This is a genomic window from Massilia sp. TWP1-3-3, from assembly GCF_049897805.1.
Taxonomy (GTDB): Bacteria; Pseudomonadota; Gammaproteobacteria; order Burkholderiales; family Burkholderiaceae_D; genus Telluria_A.
On record NZ_JAFCWX010000021.1, the window covers coordinates 1 to 20,045 of the forward strand.

The window sequence follows — 20,045 nt, forward strand, 5'->3', positions numbered from 1 at the left end:
CCATCAGCATGGACGGGCGTGGACGCGCCTTCGACAACATCTTTGTGGAACGACTGTGGCGCACCGTCAAGTACGAGGACGTCTACCTGAACGGCTACGCAAACATGGGCGAGCTGATGGTTGGCCTGACGGCGTACATGATGTTCTACAACGAAGAGCGCTTCCACCAGGCGCTGGGTAACGATACGCCGAGCAAGGTGTATCAGTCCGGGATCGGCGGCGGTGCCATGATTCTGGAGAAATACGGTGACGATGATGAGCCAGAAGCGCCAACGGAGGACACATCATCGACGGTAGAAAACGCGGGGCAGCGCCGGGCAGCTGCATGTGAAATAAGCGCAGCCTAAACTAAATACATTCTTGTCTTGACTCGTGGGTCCACTTTAAGATTCGAATTTCACGGATTATTCCCTGTGGGTGAAAACACTGGGTTGCGGTTCTTTATTTGACCAGCCAAAACAAAATCCAAGATTTTGGCTTTCTCCGCTATCGGCACGACCTTAACCCCGTCGATTTCTTGCAAGCATGAAACAATCTCTTCATAGGCTTTGAACCGTAGCGCATCATTTTCCGCTGGCCCACCCACGGCAAACAACATTTTTTCCGGTAACAGATTTCTTCGCTTCAGCGATTGAACACGGAATAACCACTGTCCCCCATGATCTAAGATCTTGCTAGGCTGGCTATGCGCAAGATGCAAAGGTTTTATTGCCTTAACTGGTATGTCGCCCGGCGCTTCGACGAACGGCAATGTAACGTGATACTCATCGTTTCCGACTTCTAATCGGGTAAAACGTTCACCTGCTTGTGCCTGGAATAGCCATTTTCGAATACCACGTTCCAGAACTGTCTCTTGATATTCCCGAGTGACAAAATCCCGCTCAACATAGTGGCCATATAGCTCTTCGAGCTTTGCACCTAGGTCCTCAACTAATACTGCTCTTGGTTCGCTAAACTTAATGATGGTTTCTCTCGGGCGGACAATTTCGAAGAACATTCGCTTAGCAAAATCAACGTCATTTTTCTTCAATCGGCGGTCAAACCCATGCTGCCGAAGCATGCCCCCGACACGGTCTAATTCTTCCCGTAAGGCGCCCAAGAGCGTGCGGAACACCTTTGGGTCAAGTTGTTCGAAAAAATGGGTAACGCGAGAGTGGCGGCGCCCCATCAACTTAAAGCCAAAATACCGTTGATCTGGCGCCATCATTACAATTCCCACGTTCGCAAACTCGCCTGTTTCAACAAACGGTGCAAAGTGAACTATTGTATAAAGGCATGCGAACTTATTCATTTCATTTTCCAAAAATCGTCGCGACGGCACTCCAGCAGCCGCTGCTTGATGTCAGCTCGATCGAAGTTCACTGGCAATGTACACTCGGGGTCAATGAACCACCACTCCGAAGGTACAGTATTGCAGATACTGTCCCAACCTGCTACGACCGCTTCGAAGCGTGCACAGTACTGTGCCTGGACAAAACAATCCTCAGAGATCGTGGAAAATTGCTCGTTAAACGCATGTGAATCAACGAAGTTTGGACCTGAAAAATGAAGATCGAATGCTTGGTTGTGATCAAGTACCACTAATTTGTTTTCATTGACAGCCCAAAACAGATTAGGGTTCCCCCCTTCAATACTCAAGGTACGATCTGCGTTCTGCACCCACCAGTCGAACGCTAGAACATCCTGTTTGAGACTGTCGGATACATGCTCCATGTGCGACACCGAGAGCTCAACTAATAAAATTTTTTGGGAGCCAAAAGCCGGGCCGGCGCCTAATTCGCTTAGATCACTTCTTGATCCAAGTTGAATCAACGCCTGCGGCACATCGACAATTTCAAAATGAGCAATCGGTAAGCCGAGATCTCTTGCAAGAGTGCCAGCGACCCATTCGCAGATCAAGCTTCGTCGTCCCGCGCCGCGGCCTTTAACAAAATATATCTGGTCATCTTCGCCCCGGCAGATAAACGGTTTCGTTACCCCCTGGGTTGCGCGGCCGATAATTTCGACAATCTCAATTGTCATACCAACAACACGAACTTGCCATTACAGCTAGCGCTTTTCCCGACAACGTTCCAAGCAAGATATCTGGGTGTACAGTCGATAAATTTCAATGAAGTCCCCATGGCAATACCATTTCTTTTCTTCATTGTATAGCCTTCCGTGCTGACGTGGTTGCCTGCGAACCTTTACTAGGGACATTGTAGACAGTAACGTGCCGCGCTACTCGCCCCGCAGGGCAAGCAGTTTGAGTAAAGCGAAAACATGGCTTGCTGCTAACCGGATGAGCACACACCAACACTGTATGCAGACGGCCTACGGCGCTTCTGTGTCGTCTCCAGAATCAGACGGCACCTGACCAGCTGAGCCCGCCGCTTACAGCCGGCGCCGACGCTGAGGGGAAAAGCACGTGCTGTCATCTTAGCCAAATGTCTCGGTGGGCGGCATTGGACGTTACCTCAAAAGGGGGGGAGTGCAAGATACCGCCAAAGATACCGCCAAAAAATACGGAATGGCTTGATAACGGACGCTATTGCGTGGGTCAAGAAAAAACCCGCAACGCCTATGACGGTGCGGGTTTTTAATGCTGCGTGGCATCGCTTGATACCGTGTACTGGTGCCGATTGCCGGAATCGAACTGGCGACCTTTTCATTACGAATGAACTGCTCTACCAACTGAGCTAAATCGGCGAAGACGCGTATTCTAGCAAAGAATCCGGCAAACTTGCTAGTCCGAACAGCATTCTTTGCCAATTTCGCGTCAAAACGGCGCTTTTACTGTGCGTGGTAGCTGCTGACGCGCTCAACTTCGCTCTTCGAACCCAGGAACACGGGCACGCGCTGGTGCAGTTTGTGCGGGGCGATATCAAGAATGCGCGTGCGGCCATCGGTGGCGGCGCCGCCGGCCTGCTCCACGATGTACGCCATCGGGTTTGCTTCGTACATCAGGCGCAGCTTGCCCGGCATCGAGGTGTCGCGCGTGTCGGCCGGGTACATGAAGATGCCGCCGCGGTTCAGGATGCGGTGCACGTCGGCCACCATCGACGCCACCCAACGCATATTGAAGTCCTTGCCGCGCACGCCGGTGGCCCCGGCCAGCATCTCGTCCACATAGCGGGTGACGGGCGCATGCCAGTGGCGCGCGTTCGACATATTGATGGCGAACTCGCGCGTCTCGGCCGGAATTTTCATGTCGCGCTGCGTGAGCACCCACGAACCCATTTCGCGGTCCAGCGTAAAGCAGTGCACGCCATTGCCGGTCGAGAGCACCAGCATGGTCTGCGGGCCGTACACCGCGTAACCGGCGGCCACCTGCGCGCTGCCCGGCTGCATAAAGTCCGCCTCGGTCGGCGTGCCCATGCCTTCGGGCGCCTTCAGCACCGAAAAAATGGTGCCAATCGAGACGTTCACGTCAATGTTCGAGGAGCCGTCGAGCGGGTCGAACAGCAGCATGTATTCGCCCATCGGGTAGCGGTTCGGGATCGGGTGGATCGATTCCATTTCTTCGGAAGCCATGGCGGCCAGGTGACCGCCCCACTCGTTCGCTTCAAGCAGGATTTCGTTGGAAATCACGTCCAGCTTTTTTTGCACTTCACCCTGGATGTTTTCCGTGTGGGCGCTGCCCAAAATATCGCCCAGGGCGCCCTTGCCCACCGAGTGGCTGATGGTCTTGCAGGCGCGCGCGACGACTTCGATCAACAGGCGCAGTTCGGCGGGGATGGAATTATGGTTACGTTGTTCTTCAACCAGGTGCTGCGTGAGACTGACGCGTTTCATGAACTTCCTTTTTCTTGTTGGATAGTTTGGTACAGGACGACGCCGGCAAAACCGGCGCCGCCTTAATTGGCCAGCGCCTTGGTGACGATTTCAAGCACGTCCTTCGACAGCTTTTTGGCGCCGGCCACCTGTTGCAAGGATCGCTTCATCTGGATCTGCAAGGCCGGCGCATAACGGCGCCACCGGTCCAGCGCGCGCGCCAGGCGGCTGGCCACCTGCGGGTTGATGGCGTCGAGCGCAATGACCTGCTCGACCCAGAATGCGTAGCCACTGCCGTCCGGTGCGTGGAACTGCGAGGGATTGCCGGTGCAGAACGCAAAAATCAGGCTGCGCGCGCGGTTTGGATTTTTGATGTTGAAAGCCTGGTGGCGCATCAGCGCGCGCACCTCGTCCACGCCCGTAGTGGGCGCTGCGGCCTGCATCGAAAACCACTTGTCGATGACCAGCGCTTCACTTTCAAACTCATCGTAAAAGCGCTGCAGCGACTCCTGCACGCTGTCGGCGCCGGCGTCGATCAGTGCCGACAGGGCCGCCACCCGGTCCGTCATGTTGCCCGCGTTGTCGTACTGCTCCTGCGCCAGCGTGATGGTGGCCGCGTCGGGTTCGGCCGCCATATAGCCCAGCGCCAGGTTTTTCAGGCCGCGCTTGCCGGCCGATACCGCGTCCGGACTGTACTCGCCCGGCGTCTGGTTGGCCTTGTACTGGGCCAGCAGGTCGGCGCGCAGCGCCACGCCGGTGATACGGCGCACGAACTGGCGCGCCAGATGGATCGCCTGCGGATTGACGACATCCATTTGCTCGGCCATCACGCTTTCGGACGGCAGCAGCAAGGCCTGTTCGCGAAAACCCGCGTCCAGCGAAGCGTCGGTCAGGATGGCGCGCATGGCGTCGACAAAGGTGCTGTCCAGTTCAAGCTTGCCGCCCCCGGCCACAGCTGCGGTGAGCTTGAGCAGGCGTGCCAGCGCCAGGCGCTGCCCGGCTTCCCAGCGATTGACGGGGTCGCTGTCATGGCTGAAAAGGTGCAGCAGTTCGGCGTCGGTGTAGTCGTATTCCAGCACCACGGGGGCCGAAAAGTCACGCAGGATCGATGGCGTGGGCGCCTGCTTTACGCCGGTGAAGTGGAAGGTTTGCGACGCCTCGGTCAATTCCAGCACGGCGGTCGTGCCCAGCGCCTTGCCGTCCAGGGTCAGCGGCATATCCAGTCCTTTGGCGTCCAGCAGGCCAAGCGCGACCGGGATGTGGAACGGCAGCTTGCTGTCCTGGCCTGGTGTGGCCGGGCAGCGCTGCGTGAGCGTCAGTTCGTAGGTCTGTGCCTGGGCGTCGTAGCGGGTGGCGGCCCGCACCACGGGCGTGCCCGCCTGGCTGTACCAGCGCTCGAACTGGGCCAGGTCGCGCCCGCTGGCGTCGGCCATGGCGTTGCGGAAGTCGTCACAGGCAACAGCTTGTTCGTCGTGCCGTTCAAAGTACAGGTCCATGCCCTTGCGAAAGCCCGCGCGCCCCAGCAGGGTCTGGTACATGCGCACGACTTCGGCGCCCTTTTCGTAGACGGTGACGGTGTAGAAATTATTGATCTCGACATACGAGTCGGGCCGCACCGGGTGCGCCATCGGGCCTGCGTCCTCGGGGAACTGGGCCTGGCGCAGCGTGCGCACCTGGTCGATGCGGCAAGTGGCGCGCCCGCTTTCGGTGCCGATCATGTCGGCTGAAAACTCCTGGTCGCGAAATACCGTCAAGCCTTCCTTGAGTGAGAGCTGGAACCAGTCGCGGCACGTGACGCGGTTGCCGGTCCAGTTGTGAAAATATTCATGGCCGACTACCGCTTCGATGCCAGCGTAATCGGTGTCGGTCGCCACGCGCGAATTGGCCAGCACGAACTTGGTATTGAAAATGTTCAAGCCCTTGTTTTCCATCGCGCCCATGTTGAAGTCGGAGACGGCAACGATCATGAAGCGGTCCAGGTCCAGCTCCAGGCCAAAGCGTTCTTCATCCCAGCGGATGCTGTTCTTGAGCGACGCCATGGCGTAGTCGGTCTTGTCGAGGTTACCCGCTTCGACCCAGACCTGCAGCAAGGCGTCGCGCCCGTCGGCCAGCTTGAACGACTCTTCCTGGCAGACCAGGCGCGCGGCGACCAGCGCGAACAGGTAGGATGGTTTTTTGAACGGGTCTTCCCACTTGGCATAGTGGCGCCCGTCGCCCAGGTCGCCTTCTTCGATCAGGTTGCCGTTTGACAGCAGGACCGGATACAGGGTCTTGTCGGCGCGCAGCATGACCGTGAAACGGGCCATCACGTCGGGACGGTCGGGAAAGTAGGTAATGGCGCGGAAGCCTTCTGCCTCGCACTGCGTAAAAAAGTTGCCGTTAGAAACGTAAAGCCCGTTCAGCGTGGTGTTCTTGACGGGCGATGTCAGCGTTTCAATTTCCAGCGTGACGTCATCGGGCGCGTTAGCGATGCGCAGCATGTTGCCGTCGATACGGTAATCACGCTTGCCCAGCGGCTTGCCGTTCATGCGCAGCGCCACCAGTTGGAGTTTCTCGCCGTACAGCTCAATCTCGCGCACCGGGCTGTCCGGATTGCGCTTCATGGTCAGGCGACTGGCGACGATGGTGCGTTCCGGGTCGAGATCGAACCCAAGCTCGACCGTCTCGACCAGGTAGCCCGGCGCGGTATAGTCTTTGCGGAAGATGGTACGGGCAGTGTCTGTTCGCATAGTAAAACTCGGCTGGGACGGTGGGCAGGCATCTATTTTACCAATACCGCCACAGCCCGGCGTACGCATGCCGTGTTTCCCGGATGTGCACAGGGTAACAGTCTGTAAAATTACTAAAGAACATCTGTATTTCAGACGTAAATTGATTCTTGGGTAAATGGATTGCTGGATGGAGAAGATTATGAAACGCTTGCTTGTTACGATTACCGCTGCTTGCGCTGTATTGCTGTCGGGGTGCGCCAGCACCATCAATAGCGACGTCACCACCTTTCACCAATGGCCGGCCAGTTTGCCGGACAAGTCGTACGTGTTTGAGGCGCCGCCCGCGCAAGACGACACGCTTGAGATGCGCAGTTATCAAAATGCCGTGCGCGGCGAACTTGGCCGGCTCGGCTTCCGGGAAGCAGGCGCGGGCGCTGCGCCGGCGCTGCGCGTGGCCATGCGTTTCAGCACGATCGACGTGCCGGTGCGGGTGATTGAACCGTTTTATCCGTATTATGGTTCCATGCGCTTTGGCTACGCGTCACCATTTTATCGCTCGCCATGGGGTTACGGGCGGCATCGTAGCGTGTTCTACAGCCCGTTCTACGATCCGTTCTGGTACGGCATGCCCATGTATTCGGAGTCGGTGTCGCACCATTACAAGCGCGAGCTGCAGGTGGCCATCAAGGCCGCAGCCGATGGCAAGCGCCTGTTCGATGTAACGGTGCACAACACCAGCCGCGAACCATCGTCGCCGCTGATCATCCCGGCGATGGTGCAAAGCGCGTTCACCGGGTTTCCCGGCGTGAGCGGCGTGGCGCGCAGGGTAGAACTCCAGCGGGAAGGCTAACGGCGCCGCTCAGGGAAGCAAGACCGACGAGCCAGTCGTCGTGCGTCCTTCAAGTTCGGCATGCGCACGCGCCGCCTCGGCCAGCGGGTAGCGCTGGCGCACATCGATCTTGACCTTGCCGCTGGCAACCATGGCAAACAGATCGGCCGCCATTTCCTCAAGCTCCGCCCGGCTGGCCGCATAGCTGAACAGGGTCGGCCGCGTGATGAACAGCGAGCCGCGCGAGGCCAGTTCACCCAGCGAAAAATCGGGCACCGGCCCGGACGCGTTGCCAAAGCTGACCATCAGCCCGAGCGGGCGCAGGCAGTCGAGCGAACCGATAAAGGTATCCTTGCCGATCGAGTCGTACACCACCGACACCTTCTTCCCGCCCGTAATCTCCTTGACCCGCTCGACAAAATTTTCAGTGTTGTAGTTGATCACATGGGCGCAACCATGCGCCAACGCCAGTTCCGCCTTTGCCTGCGAGCCGACCGTGCCGATCATGTTCACGCCGATCGCGCGCGCCCACTGCGCCGCGATCAAGCCCACCCCGCCGGCAGCCGCATGGAACAGGATGGTGTCGCCGGCCTTGAGGCTGGTGGTGCGTTTGAATAGATACTGCACGGTGAGGCCTTGCATCATCATGGCCGCGCCGGTCTCGAACGAAATCGCGTCGGGCAGGCGCAGCAAAATGTCGGCCGGCATGTTGCGCACGTCGGCGTAGGCGCCGTTCGGGCGCCCCGTATAGGCCACGCGCTCGCCCACCGCCACCTCGGTCACGCCTTCGCCGATCGCTTCGACCACGCCCGCCCCTTCCATGCCCAGCCCCGCCGGCAGCGGCTGCGGGTACAGCCCGCTGCGAAAGTACACGTCGATGAAGTTCACGCCTATGGCTTCGTGGCGCACGCGCGCCTGGCCCGGCCCGGGCGCGCCCACCTCTACATCCACGTATTCCAGTACCTCGGGGCCGCCCGTGCGGCTGATGCGAATTGCCTTGGCCATGCTCATGCTCCCTTGTTTTTTGAAGCCAACTTCAGCTGGGACAACACCAGGTGCGCGGTCGCGACGTTGGTCGCGCATGCCACGTTGTGCACGTCGCAGGCGCGCACCAGCGCGTTGATGTCCGGTTCGTGCGGCTGCGGCGTCATCGGGTCGCGCAGGAAAATGACGGTGTCGATCATGCCCTCCACCAGCAGCGCGCCAATTTGCAGGTCGCCCCCGAACGGGCCGGAATGCTTGCGCTCGATCGTCAGCCCCAGCTCATTGGCCAGGCGACCGCCCGTGGTGCCGGTGGCCACCAGGTGGCAGCCGCGCAGGAAGTCGAGGTACTCGGCCGCGAGGGTGATCATGTCGTCTTTTTTCTTGTCGTGCGCGATCAGGGCGATGCGTGGTTTCATTTCGTGGTTCCTGTTTTTCACTTTTTCCTCGACAGCATATAAATACCACCCAGCACCAGGGCGGTACCGCCCAGCTGAATGGCGGTGATCGGCTCGCCCAAGATCAGCGCGCCAAGAAACAAGGTGGAGACGGGGCCGATCATGCCGGCCTGCGAGGCGGTGGCCGCGCCAATGCGCTGCACCGCCACCATCGTCATAAAGACCGGTAAAAGGGTGCAAAAGATCCCGTTCACCAGCGACAGCCAGTAAATTGGCGCCGGCTGGACCAGCATGGCGGCCGGGCGCAGTACAAAAAACTGCGCGATGCAGGCGGCGCTGGCCACGCACATGGCGTACGACACCAGGCGCGTGGCGCCGATGCGCTGCACCAGTTCGCCCGACAGCAACAGGTAGGCGGCGTAAGCAATGGCCGAACCGAGTACCAGCGTGGCGCCGGTCACCACGGCGGCGCCGCCGTTGTGCAGGTCGTGCGCAAACACCAGCACAATGCCGCAGTAGGATACCGCCAGCGCCAGCCACTGCATGCGGCTGATATGGCGCTTCAGGAAAACCGAAGTAAACAACAGCACGAAGGTGGGCGTGAGAAACAGGATCAGCCGCTCCAGCCCGACCGAGATGAATTGCAGTCCGAGGAAATCGAGCGTGCTCGACAAATAATAACCAACCAGGCCCATGCAAACCAGGCGCCAGCGGTCGGCCACGCTCAGCGCTGGCTTGTTGCGCATTTGCCAAATCGCGACGGCAGCGAACACCGGCACCGAAAAAAACATTCGCAAGGCGATCACGGTGATGGCGTCCACGTGGTAGCGGTACATCAGCTTGGCGACGATGGCCTTGGTCGAAAACAGCACCGCACCGGCGATGGCGATGGCTAGGCCGGCGACCAGCGCGGGCCGGGCCTGGGTGGGGGAAGCAGCAGCACTTGCACTTTTGGTCATGCCACAATTGTAAGTGGAATCGCCCCATCGAGCCTGACGGTGCGGATTTTGCCAGTGTCGCTATGGTAAAATGTTGGCCACTCTTGCATACCGTCTAAGGAAATTTCGACATGGCTGGACACAGCAAATGGGCCAACATCAAGCATAAAAAAGCCGCCACCGACGCCAAGCGCGGCAAAGTCTGGACCCGCCTGATCAAGGAGATTACCGTGGGCGCCCGCATGGGCGGCCCGGATATCGCCACCAACCCGCGCCTGCGCCTGGCGGTGGACAAGGCGGCCGATGCCAACATGCCGAAAGAAAACGTCACACGCGCGATCCAGCGCGGTTCGGGCGGCCTGGAAGGCGTCAACTATGAAGAAGTGCGCTACGAAGGCTACGGCATCGGCGGCGCCGCCATCATCGTCGACTGCATGACCGACAACCGCACCCGCACCGTGGCCGAAGTGCGCCACGCGTTCAACAAGAACGGCGGCAACATGGGCAATGAAGGCTCGGTCGCCTTCATGTTCCAGCACTGCGGCCAGTTCCTGTTTGCGCCGGGCACCGACGAAGACCAGCTGATGGAATGCGCGCTCGAAGCGGGCGCCGACGACGTGCTGACCGACGACGAAGGCGGCTTTGAAGTGCTGTGCGACCCGTTCCAGTTTGCCGTCGTCAAGGACGCGCTCGAGAAAGCCGGCTTCAAGGCCGAAGTGGCAGAAATCATCATGAAGCCTGCCACCGAGACCGTGTTTTCCGGCGAAGACGGGATCAAGATGCAAAAGATTCTCGACGCGCTCGAGAACCTCGACGATGTGCAGGAAGTCTTTACCAACGCCCTGATCGAAGATTAAAGAGTCCCTATGAAAATCCTGGTAGTCGGCGCTGGCGGCCGTGAACACGCCCTGGCCTGGAAACTGGCCCAATCGGAACGCATCCAGATGGTCTACGTCGCCCCCGGCAATGGCGGCACGGCGCGCGACAACCGCCTCGTCAACGTCGAATTGAGCGACCCTGCGCAACTGGCCGACTTTGCCCAGCAAGAGGGTATCGCGCTGACCGTGGTCGGCCCTGAAGTGCCGCTGGCGGCGGGCATCGTGGACCTGTTTCGCGGCCGCGGCCTGAAGATTTTCGGCCCCACGCGCGAAGCGGCGCAACTGGAAAGCTCGAAGGACTTCGCCAAGTCCTTCATGCAGCGCCACGGTATCCCGACTGCCAACTACCAAAGTTTTACCGACGCCGAACTGGCGCACGCCTACATCGACCAGCAGGGGGCGCCGATCGTCATCAAGGCTGACGGCCTGGCCGCCGGCAAGGGCGTCGTGGTCGCCATGACGCAGGATGAAGCGCACCAGGCGGTCGACCATATGCTGGCCGACAACCGCTACGGCGACGCCGGCGCGCGCATTGTGATTGAAGAATTCTTGGCTGGCGAAGAAGCGAGCTTCATCGTCATGTGCGACGGCAAAAACGTGCTGGCGCTGGCCACCAGCCAGGATCACAAGCGCCTGAAAGACCAGGATGAAGGCCCGAACACCGGCGGCATGGGTGCTTATTCGCCGGCGCCGATCGTCACGCCCGAGATGCATGCGCGCGTGATGCGCGAGATCATCAACCCGACCATTCATGGCATGGCCAGGGACGGCATTGTCTTCACCGGCTTTTTGTACGCAGGCCTGATGATCGACGATAAAGGCAACCCGAAGACGCTTGAATTTAACTGCCGCATGGGCGACCCGGAAACGCAGCCGATCATGGCGCGCCTCAAAAGCGACCTGGTGACGGTGATGGAGCACGCCTGCAACGGCACGCTCGACACGGTGGAACTGGAGTGGGACCGGCGCACTGCGGTGGGCGTGGTGATGGCAGCTTTCGGCTATCCGGACACGCCGCGCAAGGGCGACGTCATCGACGGCATCCCGGCCGAAACGCCGGAGTGCGTGACGTTCCATGCGGGCACGCAGCAAGTGGCCGGCAAGTTGCTCACCAACGGCGGGCGCGTGCTGTGCGTGGTGGGCCTGGGCGACAGCGTGAAGATGGCGCAAAAGCAGGCTTACGAGACGGTGGATCAGATCCATATCAATGGCGCGCAGTACCGGCGCGATATTGGGTGGCGCGGGTTAAAGCATTAGGCAAGGCCGATGCGGGTCTACCTCGACGACGAGCGCGGGACTGGCTACGATGTGGTGCTCTGGATCGAGGAAGCTGTCGCCCTCGAAGGCTTCGTCCCGCCCAGGATCTTGGTCCACTCCGCCAACTCCTCCGCCCGCAACAAAATGCTCTCCGGTATCCGTGCAATCGGAAAGCTTGCCATAAAACTATAGGGTGGAAAGGCCGATTGGGCTCCTTCCACCTTGCTGCCGTCCGCGGTGCATGCAAATTCACCTTAACGCACACTTTCGGCGGATTGCATCCGCCCTACGTAAAGCCACCGCAGAACCATCGTAGGGCGGATGCAATCCGCCGAAGGCACGCCCCACGTTGACTTCTGGCCGATGGCAACCTCCGTACACAAGGCCACCACCGGCCCATCGTAGGGCGGATACAATCCGCCGAAGGTCTGCGCCACGTTGACCACAACACCCCCAACCGGCTTATACTCATCCCCTCTCACTGCTCGTCAATCGCTTCCCCAACAACGGAGAAAACGTGATCGATCACACCGGCGTCACCGTCAGCAACTTCGCGAAAAGCAAATCCTTCTACACCGCAGCACTAAAACCCATCGGCTATGCCGTCCTCAAGGAATTTCCCGCCAGCGTTACCGGCGGCGCCGATGTCGCCGGCTTGGGCGTCGCGCCCATGCCGGACTTCTGGATCCTCGGCGGCGAGCTGAACAAGCCACCCATCCACATTGCCTTTCGCGTCACCACGCGCGCGCTGGTTGATGCATTTTACGCGGCAGCGATCGAAGCGGGCGGCATCGACAACGGCCCGCCCGGCATCCGCGCGCACTACCATCCAAACTACTACGGCGCATTCGTGCGGGACCCGGACGGCCATAACATCGAGGCGGTCTGCCACGAAGCGCCGTGAAGCACGCGCCTACACCGAAAACCCCTTGCACACGGAAAGTACAAACTGATGGCAGGCTTCCAGTGCGCCACGTGCGGCCAATACCATGATCAACTGCCAATGTGCCTGGGACCCAACGCCCCGGCGCTGTGGAATTCGATCCCACCTGACGAACGCGACCGGCGCACAGAGCTATCTTCGGACCAGTGCGTCATCGATCGTCAACACTTCTTCATCCTTGGCCGCATCATCATCCCGGTAATAGATGGACCGGATCCGTTTGTTTGGCTCGCTTGGGTGTCTTTGAGCGAGAAAAATTTTAATCGGGTGTGCGAATTGTGGGACAGCGTAGGCCGGGAGAATGAGCCACCGTACTTTGCATGGCTGCAAAGCGCGCTGGCGTATCCCTTCCCCACATTGAGTTTGAAAGCGTCGCTGCAAACCATGCCGTTCGGCGAACGTCCGTGTATCTCTGTCGAACCCGAAACCCATCAACTTGCTACTGAACAGCAACACGGCATTACGATGGCGCGAGTTCGCGATATCGCCGAGGCAGCACTACACGGATCGTGGTGAAAATCACCCGGCCTGACAACCACTACGATTCGCAGAGGAACATGTTTGAACATAAGATCCATCCTATCCTCGACTGCCCGAACCATTACCGTCTTGTGGAGTTCAAATACGTCATCGACTGGGACGAGCCGCGTCAGTCATTTATTCAGATGCGCTTGCGTCACCACGACGACGAAGTTTCGCTTCGATTCTGGCAACCGGTCAATCTGTCAATCGAAGCGGGGTTTCCATTCCCAACCGGGGGAATGGTCTTTTATGACCGGTCTGCAGACTCGCTGCAAGACATTGGTATCGAGGTTGCGGATTTCGAAAGTTCGCATGGAAGTATTTTATTTTCGGCACGCGAGGTTGAGCGCATCTGAGCGATTGCCCGGGTCCGTCGAATTGCTCGCATCAAGCAAAACACTTTGTTCGCTGCAAGCTTGATCGCCCCGCTGCTCAAGCTTCCTCAACATACGGTCGCATGAGCAGCATCCAGCCTCCCGCCCAAACAAACTGCGCCAGTGGCACCAAAAGAAACACCGTCAAATTCTCAGGCTCCAATCCTGGCGCAAGGTTGTTGCCGTAGGCGCCCACGCCAAAACACATCAGCATAACGCCGCCAAACAACATCGCGGCCTTGGGCAAAAAGCGCCGTTCGATTTTAAACAAGCAGGCTGCCAGAAATAAGCTCGGGCCGCTGATCCATACACCGTAAAACAGGCGCTTTACCAACCCCATGGCAGGGGCGGCGCCAGCAAACGACGACAATGCCGCGTACACGCCATAGGCCAGCACCAGCATGTTGAGTACCTGCAGCGACAGTATCACCAAGGAAGCGACCCCATCCAACTGTTGCTCCTCGCGATGCCATTGCTCAGACCACTCGGCATGCCTGGCAGAGCGCACGGCGGGGCTTTCGTCCTGGGCCTGAACACTTTTCTGGACATTCTCAGCAGGAATGGCCTTGCCGCCTGTCACGCCCAACGTGCGTGCATAGTCGTAAGCAGTCGCGCGTGCCGAGCCATCCAGGAGCGCTGCCACATGAATAAACGGAAAGAGCATCTGTTCCGTGCTTTCCAAAATGGCAAGCAGTCCTATTTCGCGCGGTCTCAACCGGGCGAATCCCGGGTCCCGACCAGCCACATGCTCGTAAGTCATCCATCGCCAATGGCCGGCATCTGCGGCGTCAGCGCGGATTGTCTCGCCGAGATAGGCGCCCGCGGCCAGTATCACATCGGTGAAGGCCTGGTCGGACAGCTCCCCCAAGCGGAGCGCCACAGCGGCCAGGTAATCATCAAGGTAGTGCAACGAGGAAACGCTGAAATCGAGCTTGTCGCGCGCGAGCTGGTGCGCAAATGGCAGGTCGTTCCCACCGTCGAACTGGCCTACGCCGCGCAATTGCTCGCACAGCACCGGGATCTGACGCACGAGATCCTCGCCGCGCAGCACGACGATCGTTTCATCACGCTTGAGTGCGCCGACAAAGGGAACGATGCTGTCGCCCGGCCCGTTGATGACGTGGTCAAGCACCAGGTGATGCGGACAGCAAATGCGCCCGTCGTGGGTGCGCAGCACCAGCAGACGCTGTTGCGCCCGCGTGATATACCCCCATTGCGCGCCGACCTGTTGTGCGATGAAGTGCCCCAGATAGCCGCCCGCCTTTTTGGCCCACGCCGTCGCTCCGATGCTAACAAAGGCGGCGCCGGCGCCCTGCCGATCGCGCTCAGCAGCGTACGCCGCGTGCGCCTGGTCGAGCAATCCGGCCAGCGTGGCGATACCCGGCATGCCGGCATCGAACGTGAGCGCGTACTTCGCCAGGGCATACCGAATGAATTCATCGGTTTGCACGGCTTCGCTGTCAAAGACGCCCCGATCGGCCACGAAATCGGCTGGCTTGACCTGGTCACTGGGCGGCGGGCTGACAATCGTCGCCCGGTTTTTAAGCTCGCCTGCCTTGGGCGACTCGAGCACCAGCAATGAGGTTTCATGCTCGCTGTAGCGGTACACGCTGGCGTACGAATCATTGGCGCTGATCGCCGCATCGACCCGCAATTCCACGTTGCGCAGCACCCGCAAGGTGCCAGGATTGCATGCCGGCGCACGCATGCCGATGGCAAGATACAAGTCACGTCCATTGTCTCCTGCATAGTCGAAAGGTTGAAGATCCGGGCCGTTGGGATTGGTATTTGAATAGCGCAATGCCGGACGCGCCGGGCCTTGCTGACCGATCTCGAAGTCCTCTGGCCATAGCTGCTGGGCACTGGTGACCCGGCGCGCGCCCGGTTGGCACGCGCGCAGCAAGCTGGCCGGCAAATCAGCCCTGCCCTGCGGCGTTGTGTAGACGGTGTCGAGCGTGTCGTCGAACACTGCGCAGCCAAATTGCGCCATGCAATCCCACACCAGTTCTCGCAGCGCAGCGTCGAAACGGGGGCGCTCGAAGCCAATGCATGCCACACCATCGTTGACGCTGCCGATGACCGTGCAAGTTGCAGCCATGGTATCGACCGGCAACGCGACTTCCAGATCGCCGCGCCCTCGACCGACTTGGCCAACTTGGGAAAGCCGCGCCATCAATGGACCGTATGGCAGATTGACCGGCACGCCGCCGTCGAATTTTTGCAGAAAAAGGAATGTGGTCATGTCGTGCCTGGTTGTAGACGCCCGCCTGGAATGCGGGCAATACTACAATGAAACTTTCTCCTCGTACACCAGGAACGGCTACCGGCCTGCGACCCTGAGCGCGTCTGACTAGTCCGTCTCGGCGAATGCTTGGCTGTCGTTGAAGCAATTTGTTGGAATAGCGCGCCAACCGGCGTTTCGTGCCGCAGCTGCCACCAAGACTGTTCGACTCGGCCCAGGCAGCTCCCTATGATAGGTCATGTGCGCTCCCGGCGCGCGACGCAAGCAAGCCGACCACCATCCCTTGAGGAGGGTTCCATGCTTAAGCATTCAATCTGCATTCTTTCAATCTTGGCAGTTTCGCTGCCAGCCATGGCAAACGACGATATCATCCCGGAACTGAAAAAAAGCCAGCCGCCCAAGGTAAAGGCGCTGATTAACCGCATTGTCATCTGCAAGCAGCTGGCCGGTGAAGCCGGCGCCGACAAGCAAGCCATGCAGGAGCTTGCCGCCGCCATGCGCAAGTACAAATGCAACGACGTCACCGCCGACGAAGCGAAGATGGCTGCGCTGTACAAGAGCGATCCAGCTGTACTGGCCGCCTTTCGCGCGGCGCGCGCCATGCCGCTGCAAATCGATGCAGATCCCTGACCAGGGCTTGGCAACTCGGGCCTGCGCCACCGACTGGTGGCAGGCGCGCCGCGCGCTTTTCCACCCTGCCGGGCGGCCAATGTCCCCCGCTGCTCGCCCTATATCATAAAAGCCCCGGGCGGTGTACAATTCGTCCTCGCTTTTTTATTCCCCGATCCCGCCCGCATGTCAATTCCCACACCCGCAGCCGTCAAGGCCTGGCTCCTCGATCTTCAGTCGCGCATTGTGTTCGCGCTCGAAACTGTCGACGGCAAGAGCTTCCTGCGCGATGCATGGGAGCGCCCCGAAGGCGGGGGCGGCGTCTCGCGCGTGATCGAGGAAGGCAATGTCTTCGAGCGCGGCGGCTGTAATTTTTCGCACGTGATGGGCGCGAACCTGCCGCCTTCAGCCGCCGCCGGGCGCCCGGAACTGGCGGGCCGCTCGTGGGAAGCGATGGGTGTGTCGCTGGTGCTCCATCCGCGCAACCCGTACGCGCCCACGGTCCACATGAACGTGCGCTTTTTCACCACCACCGCCGAGGGCCAGGAGCCGGTCTGGTGGTTTGGCGGCGGCATGGACCTGACGCCCTACTACGGTTTTGAAGACGACACGCGCCACTTTCACCAGAGCTGCCGCGATGCGCTCGCCCCGTTCGGCGACGACCTGCACGCGCGCTTTAAAAAGTGGTGCGACGAGTATTTCTACCTGAAGCACCGCAAGGAGCCGCGCGGCGTGGGCGGCATTTTCTTTGACGACTTCAACGCGCCTGGTTTTGACGCCAGTTATGCCATGCTGCAAAGCGTGGGCAATAGCTTCTTGACGGCCTACCTGCCGATCCTGGAAAAGCGCATGCACCAGCCGTACGGCGAGCGCGAACGCGATTTCCAGGCTTACCGGCGCGGCCGCTACGTTGAATTCAACCTGGTGTTCGACCGCGGCACCTTGTTCGGCCTGCAGTCGGGCGGCCGCACCGAAGCGATCCTGATGTCGATGCCGCCCGTCGTCAAATGGCGCTACGACTGGCAGCCGGAAGCAGGCAGCGCCGAGCACGCGCTGTACACCGACTTCCTGGTCCATCGCGACTGGCTGCAGACGTGACGTTTTGCGTCGCGCTGCTGGGAGGCAGTTTCGACCCGGTTCATAACGGCCATGTGGCGCTCGGCGCCCTGTTTGCAAACCTGCTCCAGAGCGACCAGCTGCGCATCATCCCGGCCGGGAACCCGTGGCAGAAGAGCGCCCTGCGCGCCCCTGCCCAAGACCGCGTCCGGATGGTCGAACTGGCGTTCGCGCAAGCGACGCCGGCCATCACCGTCGACCGGCAAGAGATTGAACGCAGCAGCGCGACCTACACCATCGACACCTTGCGCAATGTGCGCGCAGAGCTGGGACCCGACGCCTCGCTCGTGTTCCTGATGGGCGCGGACCAGCTGCAGCATCTTGATACCTGGCGCGACTGGCGCGCCCTGTTTGATTTGGCCCATATCGGCGTGGCTGCGCGCCCGGGCTATTCGCTGGCCGAGGCGGCGCTTCCCGAAGCGGTGGCCGAAGAAATTGATCAGCGCCAGGGCAGCCTGGCGCAGCTTCGCAATACCCCGTCTGGCCACGCGCTGCTGGCGGAAAACCTGGCCGTGGACATCTCATCTACCCAGGTCCGTGCGGCGTTACAACGCGGAGAACAGGCAAACTCGCTTATCTCCCCGGTAGTGCTAGACTATATTCAACAACATAATTTATACAAAATCTAATGGATATTAAAAAACTGCAAACCCTCGTCGTCGACGCGCTCGAGGACATCAAAGGCCAGGACATCCAGGTATTCGATACCGTGCACCTGACCAGCCTGTTCGACCGCATCGCGGTGGTCTCGGGCACGTCGAATCGCCAGACCAAGGCGCTGGCAGCTTCAGTGCGCGACAAGGTCAAGGATGCCGGCGGCGACGTCATCGGCGTCGAGGGCGAAGACACGGGCGAATGGGTGCTGGTCGACCTGGGCGACATGATCGTCCACATCATGCAGCCGGCCATTCGCCAGTACTACCGTCTCGAGGAAATCTGGGGCGACAAGCCGGTCAAGCTGGGCGCCGCCAAGCGCAAGGGCACCGCGGAGGCGACCGAAATCGCCATCGCCAAGCCGAAGTCCAAGCACCTCGCCTCGACCCAGGAAGCACCTGAAGTCAAGCCTGTGCGCGAACGCAAGACGCCGGTCAAAAAGGCCGACGTCACGGCCCTGGCCAAGCCAAAGCGGGCAGCCGCCAAAAAAGCGGCCACGCCGGTTGGCAAGGTCGTCAAGATCGCGCCGACCAAGTCGGAAGCTGCCGCCGTCAAGGCGCTCAAGGACCTGCCGCCAAAACGCGTGCCTACACCGCGCGTAAAAGCTGCCAAGGCCCCGGCTGACGCTGTGCCTGAAAAAAAGGTTATCAAGCGCGTGGCTAAAAAAGTCGCGGAGTAAGCGCCGGTGCAGCTGATCATTGCTGCGGTCGGCCACAAGATGCCGGCCTGGATCGAAACCGGCTTTGTCGAGTACACGAAGCGCATGCCGCCCGAGCTGCGCATCGTGCTCAAGGAAATCAAGCCGGTCGAGCGTTCCGGCAGCAAGACGGCGGCCACCGCGATGGCGCTCGAACGCGAGCGCATCGAGGCCGCGCTGCCCAAGAACGTGCGCATCATCGCCCTCGATGAGCGCGGAAAAGACCTCACCAGTGTGGGGCTGTCCCAGCAATTACTTAATTGGCAACAAGAAGGACGCGACACCGCGTTCCTGATCGGCGGGGCCGACGGCCTCGATCCCGAACTGAAGGCGCGCGCCGAGGGGCTTATTCGCATCAGTTCTATGACGCTCCCCCACGGCATGGTGCGTGTTATGCTTGCAGAGCAGTTGTACAGGGCGTGGTCAATCACGCAAAATCACCCCTACCATCGGGTCTGAAAAGCGAAATCGATGAAACCGATCGAGAAGAAAATTTACCTTGCCTCCAAGAGCCCGCGGCGGCGCGAACTGCTGCGCCAGATCGGCGTCGAATTCGAGCTGCTCATGCTGCGCAACGACACCCCGCGCGGACCGGATGTCACCGAACTGGTGTTGCCAGGCGAAGAACCGATCGACTATGTGGCGCGCGTTTCGCGCGAAAAGGCGGCCTTTGCCTGGACCATGGTGCAGACCCGGCGCCTGACGATCCGGCCCGTGCTGGCGGCCGACACCACCGTCACGCTGGACGGCGAAATCCTCGGCAAACCGGCCGGCAAGGCCGAAGCCGAAGCCATGCTCGCGCGCCTCTCCGGGCGCACCCACCAGGTACTGACCTCGATCGCGGTGCATCACCAAAGCCTGGTCGAACAGCTCACGCAGGTGTCGCAGGTGCGCTTTGCCACGCTCTCGGCCGCGTCCATCAGGGCCTATTGCGCCACCCAGGAACCGTATGACAAGGCGGGCGGCTACGGCATCCAGGGCCTGGCCGCGCTGTTCGTCGAGCATATCGACGGCAGCCACTCCGGCATCATGGGTTTGCCCCTGTATGAAACGGCGACCTTGCTGCGCAAGGCCGGCATTCCCCTGGCATAAGCCCTGCCCCGGCTACGCCCGTGGCCGTGTATGATCATGGCTTGCACATTT

General features: G+C 60.2%; 21 protein-coding genes, 1 tRNA gene and 1 pseudogene. 14 read left to right on the forward strand and 9 right to left on the reverse strand.

The genetic code is table 11. The features are described from left to right. Window positions 1-245 (forward strand): annotated as a pseudogene (locus ACP7D4_RS18905) (integrase core domain-containing protein); the annotation flags it as partial. A 152-nt stretch (window positions 246-397) separates the two neighbouring features. On the opposite strand, the gene ACP7D4_RS18910 reads toward ACP7D4_RS18905, so the two are convergent. The 5 genes from ACP7D4_RS18910 to pepN form a co-directional block, all read right to left on the reverse strand. Further along, on the reverse strand, window positions 398-1,291 hold the full coding sequence (locus ACP7D4_RS18910) for a DUF3037 domain-containing protein (RefSeq protein ID WP_426210701.1): 894 nt from the start codon (window positions 1,289-1,291) through the stop codon (window positions 398-400). Beyond that, complete coding sequence (locus ACP7D4_RS18915; RefSeq protein ID WP_426210702.1) at window positions 1,288-2,022, reverse strand: HipA family kinase; 735 nt, start codon at window positions 2,020-2,022, stop codon at window positions 1,288-1,290. The genes ACP7D4_RS18910 and ACP7D4_RS18915 overlap by 4 nt, the downstream gene beginning before the upstream one ends. 590 nt (window positions 2,023-2,612) lie before the next feature. Beyond that, window positions 2,613-2,688 (reverse strand) — tRNA-Thr (locus tag ACP7D4_RS18920). 84 nt (window positions 2,689-2,772) lie between these two features. Then, window positions 2,773-3,774 (reverse strand): class 1 fructose-bisphosphatase, encoded by a 1,002-nt coding sequence (locus ACP7D4_RS18925; RefSeq protein ID WP_426102858.1) that lies wholly within the window; start codon window positions 3,772-3,774, stop codon window positions 2,773-2,775. Between the two features lie 62 nt (window positions 3,775-3,836). Beyond that, window positions 3,837-6,482 carry an aminopeptidase N gene (pepN, locus tag ACP7D4_RS18930; RefSeq protein ID WP_426210704.1) on the reverse strand — a complete coding sequence of 882 codons (2,646 nt, stop codon included), beginning with the start codon at window positions 6,480-6,482 and terminating at the stop codon, window positions 3,837-3,839. A gap of 181 nt (window positions 6,483-6,663) precedes the next feature. Here pepN and ACP7D4_RS18935 point away from each other — a divergent pair, with 181 nt between their 5' ends. Next, window positions 6,664-7,314 carry a DUF4136 domain-containing protein gene (locus ACP7D4_RS18935; RefSeq protein ID WP_426210706.1) on the forward strand — a complete coding sequence of 217 codons (651 nt, stop codon included), beginning with the start codon at window positions 6,664-6,666 and terminating at the stop codon, window positions 7,312-7,314. A gap of 9 nt (window positions 7,315-7,323) precedes the next feature. On the opposite strand, the gene ACP7D4_RS18940 is transcribed toward ACP7D4_RS18935, so the two are convergent. Genes ACP7D4_RS18940 through ACP7D4_RS18950 form a run of 3 tightly spaced genes read right to left on the reverse strand, consistent with a single transcriptional unit; the run spans window position 7,324 to window position 9,631 of the window. After that, entirely contained in the window at window positions 7,324-8,298 is a 975-nt protein-coding gene (locus ACP7D4_RS18940) for a quinone oxidoreductase family protein (RefSeq protein WP_426210707.1), read from the reverse strand. A gap of 2 nt (window positions 8,299-8,300) precedes the next feature. Next, complete coding sequence (locus ACP7D4_RS18945; protein ID WP_426102866.1) at window positions 8,301-8,693, reverse strand: methylglyoxal synthase; 393 nt, start codon at window positions 8,691-8,693, stop codon at window positions 8,301-8,303. Window positions 8,694-8,710: 17 nt separating this feature from the next. Then, entirely contained in the window at window positions 8,711-9,631 is a 921-nt protein-coding gene (locus ACP7D4_RS18950; RefSeq protein ID WP_426102868.1) for a DMT family transporter, read from the reverse strand. 110 nt (window positions 9,632-9,741) lie between these two features. Here ACP7D4_RS18950 and ACP7D4_RS18955 point away from each other — a divergent pair, with 110 nt between their 5' ends. The 6 genes from ACP7D4_RS18955 to ACP7D4_RS18980 all read left to right on the forward strand — a co-directional run bounded on the left by ACP7D4_RS18955 (window position 9,742) and on the right by ACP7D4_RS18980 (window position 13,566). After that, window positions 9,742-10,467, forward strand: coding sequence for a YebC/PmpR family DNA-binding transcriptional regulator (locus tag ACP7D4_RS18955; protein ID WP_426102870.1), 726 nt, complete (start codon window positions 9,742-9,744; stop codon window positions 10,465-10,467). Between the two features lie 9 nt (window positions 10,468-10,476). Next, on the forward strand, window positions 10,477-11,745 hold the full coding sequence (gene purD / locus ACP7D4_RS18960) for a phosphoribosylamine--glycine ligase (protein ID WP_426210709.1): 1,269 nt from the start codon (window positions 10,477-10,479) through the stop codon (window positions 11,743-11,745). 9 nt (window positions 11,746-11,754) lie between these two features. After that, window positions 11,755-11,937 (forward strand): cyclic-phosphate processing receiver domain-containing protein, encoded by a 183-nt coding sequence (locus ACP7D4_RS18965; RefSeq protein ID WP_426102874.1) that lies wholly within the window; start codon window positions 11,755-11,757, stop codon window positions 11,935-11,937. Window positions 11,938-12,262: 325 nt separating this feature from the next. Next, a complete protein-coding gene (locus tag ACP7D4_RS18970) occupies window positions 12,263-12,649 on the forward strand; it encodes a VOC family protein (RefSeq protein ID WP_426210711.1) in 387 nt (128 codons plus the stop codon). Between the two features lie 48 nt (window positions 12,650-12,697). Next, on the forward strand, window positions 12,698-13,204 hold the full coding sequence (locus ACP7D4_RS18975) for a DUF2199 domain-containing protein (protein WP_426210713.1): 507 nt from the start codon (window positions 12,698-12,700) through the stop codon (window positions 13,202-13,204). After that, window positions 13,201-13,566, forward strand: coding sequence for a hypothetical protein (locus ACP7D4_RS18980; protein WP_426210714.1), 366 nt, complete (start codon window positions 13,201-13,203; stop codon window positions 13,564-13,566). Before ACP7D4_RS18975 ends, ACP7D4_RS18980 begins: the two co-directional genes overlap by 4 nt. 76 nt (window positions 13,567-13,642) lie before the next feature. On the opposite strand, the gene ACP7D4_RS18985 is transcribed toward ACP7D4_RS18980, so the two are convergent. Then, a complete protein-coding gene (locus tag ACP7D4_RS18985) occupies window positions 13,643-15,826 on the reverse strand; it encodes a hypothetical protein (RefSeq protein ID WP_426210716.1) in 2,184 nt (727 codons plus the stop codon). A 351-nt stretch (window positions 15,827-16,177) separates the two neighbouring features. Here ACP7D4_RS18985 and ACP7D4_RS18990 point away from each other — a divergent pair, with 351 nt between their 5' ends. From ACP7D4_RS18990 to ACP7D4_RS19015, 6 genes are all read left to right on the forward strand, one after another. After that, complete coding sequence (locus tag ACP7D4_RS18990; protein WP_426102886.1) at window positions 16,178-16,456, forward strand: hypothetical protein; 279 nt, start codon at window positions 16,178-16,180, stop codon at window positions 16,454-16,456. A gap of 165 nt (window positions 16,457-16,621) precedes the next feature. Next, complete coding sequence (gene hemF / locus ACP7D4_RS18995; RefSeq protein WP_426102888.1) at window positions 16,622-17,533, forward strand: oxygen-dependent coproporphyrinogen oxidase; 912 nt, start codon at window positions 16,622-16,624, stop codon at window positions 17,531-17,533. Beyond that, the gene (locus ACP7D4_RS19000; protein ID WP_426102890.1) at window positions 17,530-18,180 is read left to right on the forward strand and encodes a nicotinate-nucleotide adenylyltransferase; all 651 of its coding nucleotides are present in this window, start codon (window positions 17,530-17,532) and stop codon (window positions 18,178-18,180) included. The genes hemF and ACP7D4_RS19000 overlap by 4 nt, the downstream gene beginning before the upstream one ends. Beyond that, the gene (gene rsfS, locus ACP7D4_RS19005; RefSeq protein WP_426102892.1) at window positions 18,180-18,884 is read left to right on the forward strand and encodes a ribosome silencing factor; all 705 of its coding nucleotides are present in this window, start codon (window positions 18,180-18,182) and stop codon (window positions 18,882-18,884) included. Before ACP7D4_RS19000 ends, rsfS begins: the two co-directional genes overlap by 1 nt. A gap of 6 nt (window positions 18,885-18,890) precedes the next feature. Then, window positions 18,891-19,361, forward strand: coding sequence for a 23S rRNA (pseudouridine(1915)-N(3))-methyltransferase RlmH (gene rlmH / locus ACP7D4_RS19010; protein WP_426102894.1), 471 nt, complete (start codon window positions 18,891-18,893; stop codon window positions 19,359-19,361). 12 nt (window positions 19,362-19,373) lie between these two features. Further along, on the forward strand, window positions 19,374-19,994 hold the full coding sequence (locus tag ACP7D4_RS19015) for a Maf family protein (protein WP_426210718.1): 621 nt from the start codon (window positions 19,374-19,376) through the stop codon (window positions 19,992-19,994). Window positions 19,995-20,045 lie beyond the last annotated feature (51 nt).

What these genes read in the sequence shown, in the direction of transcription:
- ACP7D4_RS19015 (WP_426210718.1), top strand. Translation starts at nt 19,374, where the DNA reads ATGAAACCGATCGAGAAGAAAATTTACCTTGCCTCCAAGAGCCCGCGG.
- ACP7D4_RS18965 (WP_426102874.1), top strand. Translation starts at nt 11,755, where the DNA reads ATGCGGGTCTACCTCGACGACGAGCGCGGGACTGGCTACGATGTGGTG.
- ACP7D4_RS18955 (WP_426102870.1), top strand. Translation starts at nt 9,742, where the DNA reads ATGGCTGGACACAGCAAATGGGCCAACATCAAGCATAAAAAAGCCGCC.
- ACP7D4_RS18915 (WP_426210702.1), bottom strand. Translation starts at nt 2,022, where the DNA reads ATGACAATTGAGATTGTCGAAATTATCGGCCGCGCAACCCAGGGGGTA.
- rsfS (WP_426102892.1), top strand. Translation starts at nt 18,180, where the DNA reads ATGGATATTAAAAAACTGCAAACCCTCGTCGTCGACGCGCTCGAGGAC.
- ACP7D4_RS18990 (WP_426102886.1), top strand. Translation starts at nt 16,178, where the DNA reads ATGGCAAACGACGATATCATCCCGGAACTGAAAAAAAGCCAGCCGCCC.
- ACP7D4_RS18985 (WP_426210716.1), bottom strand. Translation starts at nt 15,826, where the DNA reads ATGACCACATTCCTTTTTCTGCAAAAATTCGACGGCGGCGTGCCGGTC.
- pepN (WP_426210704.1), bottom strand. Translation starts at nt 6,482, where the DNA reads ATGCGAACAGACACTGCCCGTACCATCTTCCGCAAAGACTATACCGCG.
- ACP7D4_RS18940 (WP_426210707.1), bottom strand. Translation starts at nt 8,298, where the DNA reads ATGGCCAAGGCAATTCGCATCAGCCGCACGGGCGGCCCCGAGGTACTG.
- purD (WP_426210709.1), top strand. Translation starts at nt 10,477, where the DNA reads ATGAAAATCCTGGTAGTCGGCGCTGGCGGCCGTGAACACGCCCTGGCC.
- ACP7D4_RS18950 (WP_426102868.1), bottom strand. Translation starts at nt 9,631, where the DNA reads ATGACCAAAAGTGCAAGTGCTGCTGCTTCCCCCACCCAGGCCCGGCCC.
- hemF (WP_426102888.1), top strand. Translation starts at nt 16,622, where the DNA reads ATGTCAATTCCCACACCCGCAGCCGTCAAGGCCTGGCTCCTCGATCTT.
- ACP7D4_RS18945 (WP_426102866.1), bottom strand. Translation starts at nt 8,693, where the DNA reads ATGAAACCACGCATCGCCCTGATCGCGCACGACAAGAAAAAAGACGAC.
- ACP7D4_RS18975 (WP_426210713.1), top strand. Translation starts at nt 12,698, where the DNA reads ATGGCAGGCTTCCAGTGCGCCACGTGCGGCCAATACCATGATCAACTG.
- ACP7D4_RS18910 (WP_426210701.1), bottom strand. Translation starts at nt 1,291, where the DNA reads ATGAATAAGTTCGCATGCCTTTATACAATAGTTCACTTTGCACCGTTT.
- ACP7D4_RS18925 (WP_426102858.1), bottom strand. Translation starts at nt 3,774, where the DNA reads ATGAAACGCGTCAGTCTCACGCAGCACCTGGTTGAAGAACAACGTAAC.
- ACP7D4_RS18935 (WP_426210706.1), top strand. Translation starts at nt 6,664, where the DNA reads ATGAAACGCTTGCTTGTTACGATTACCGCTGCTTGCGCTGTATTGCTG.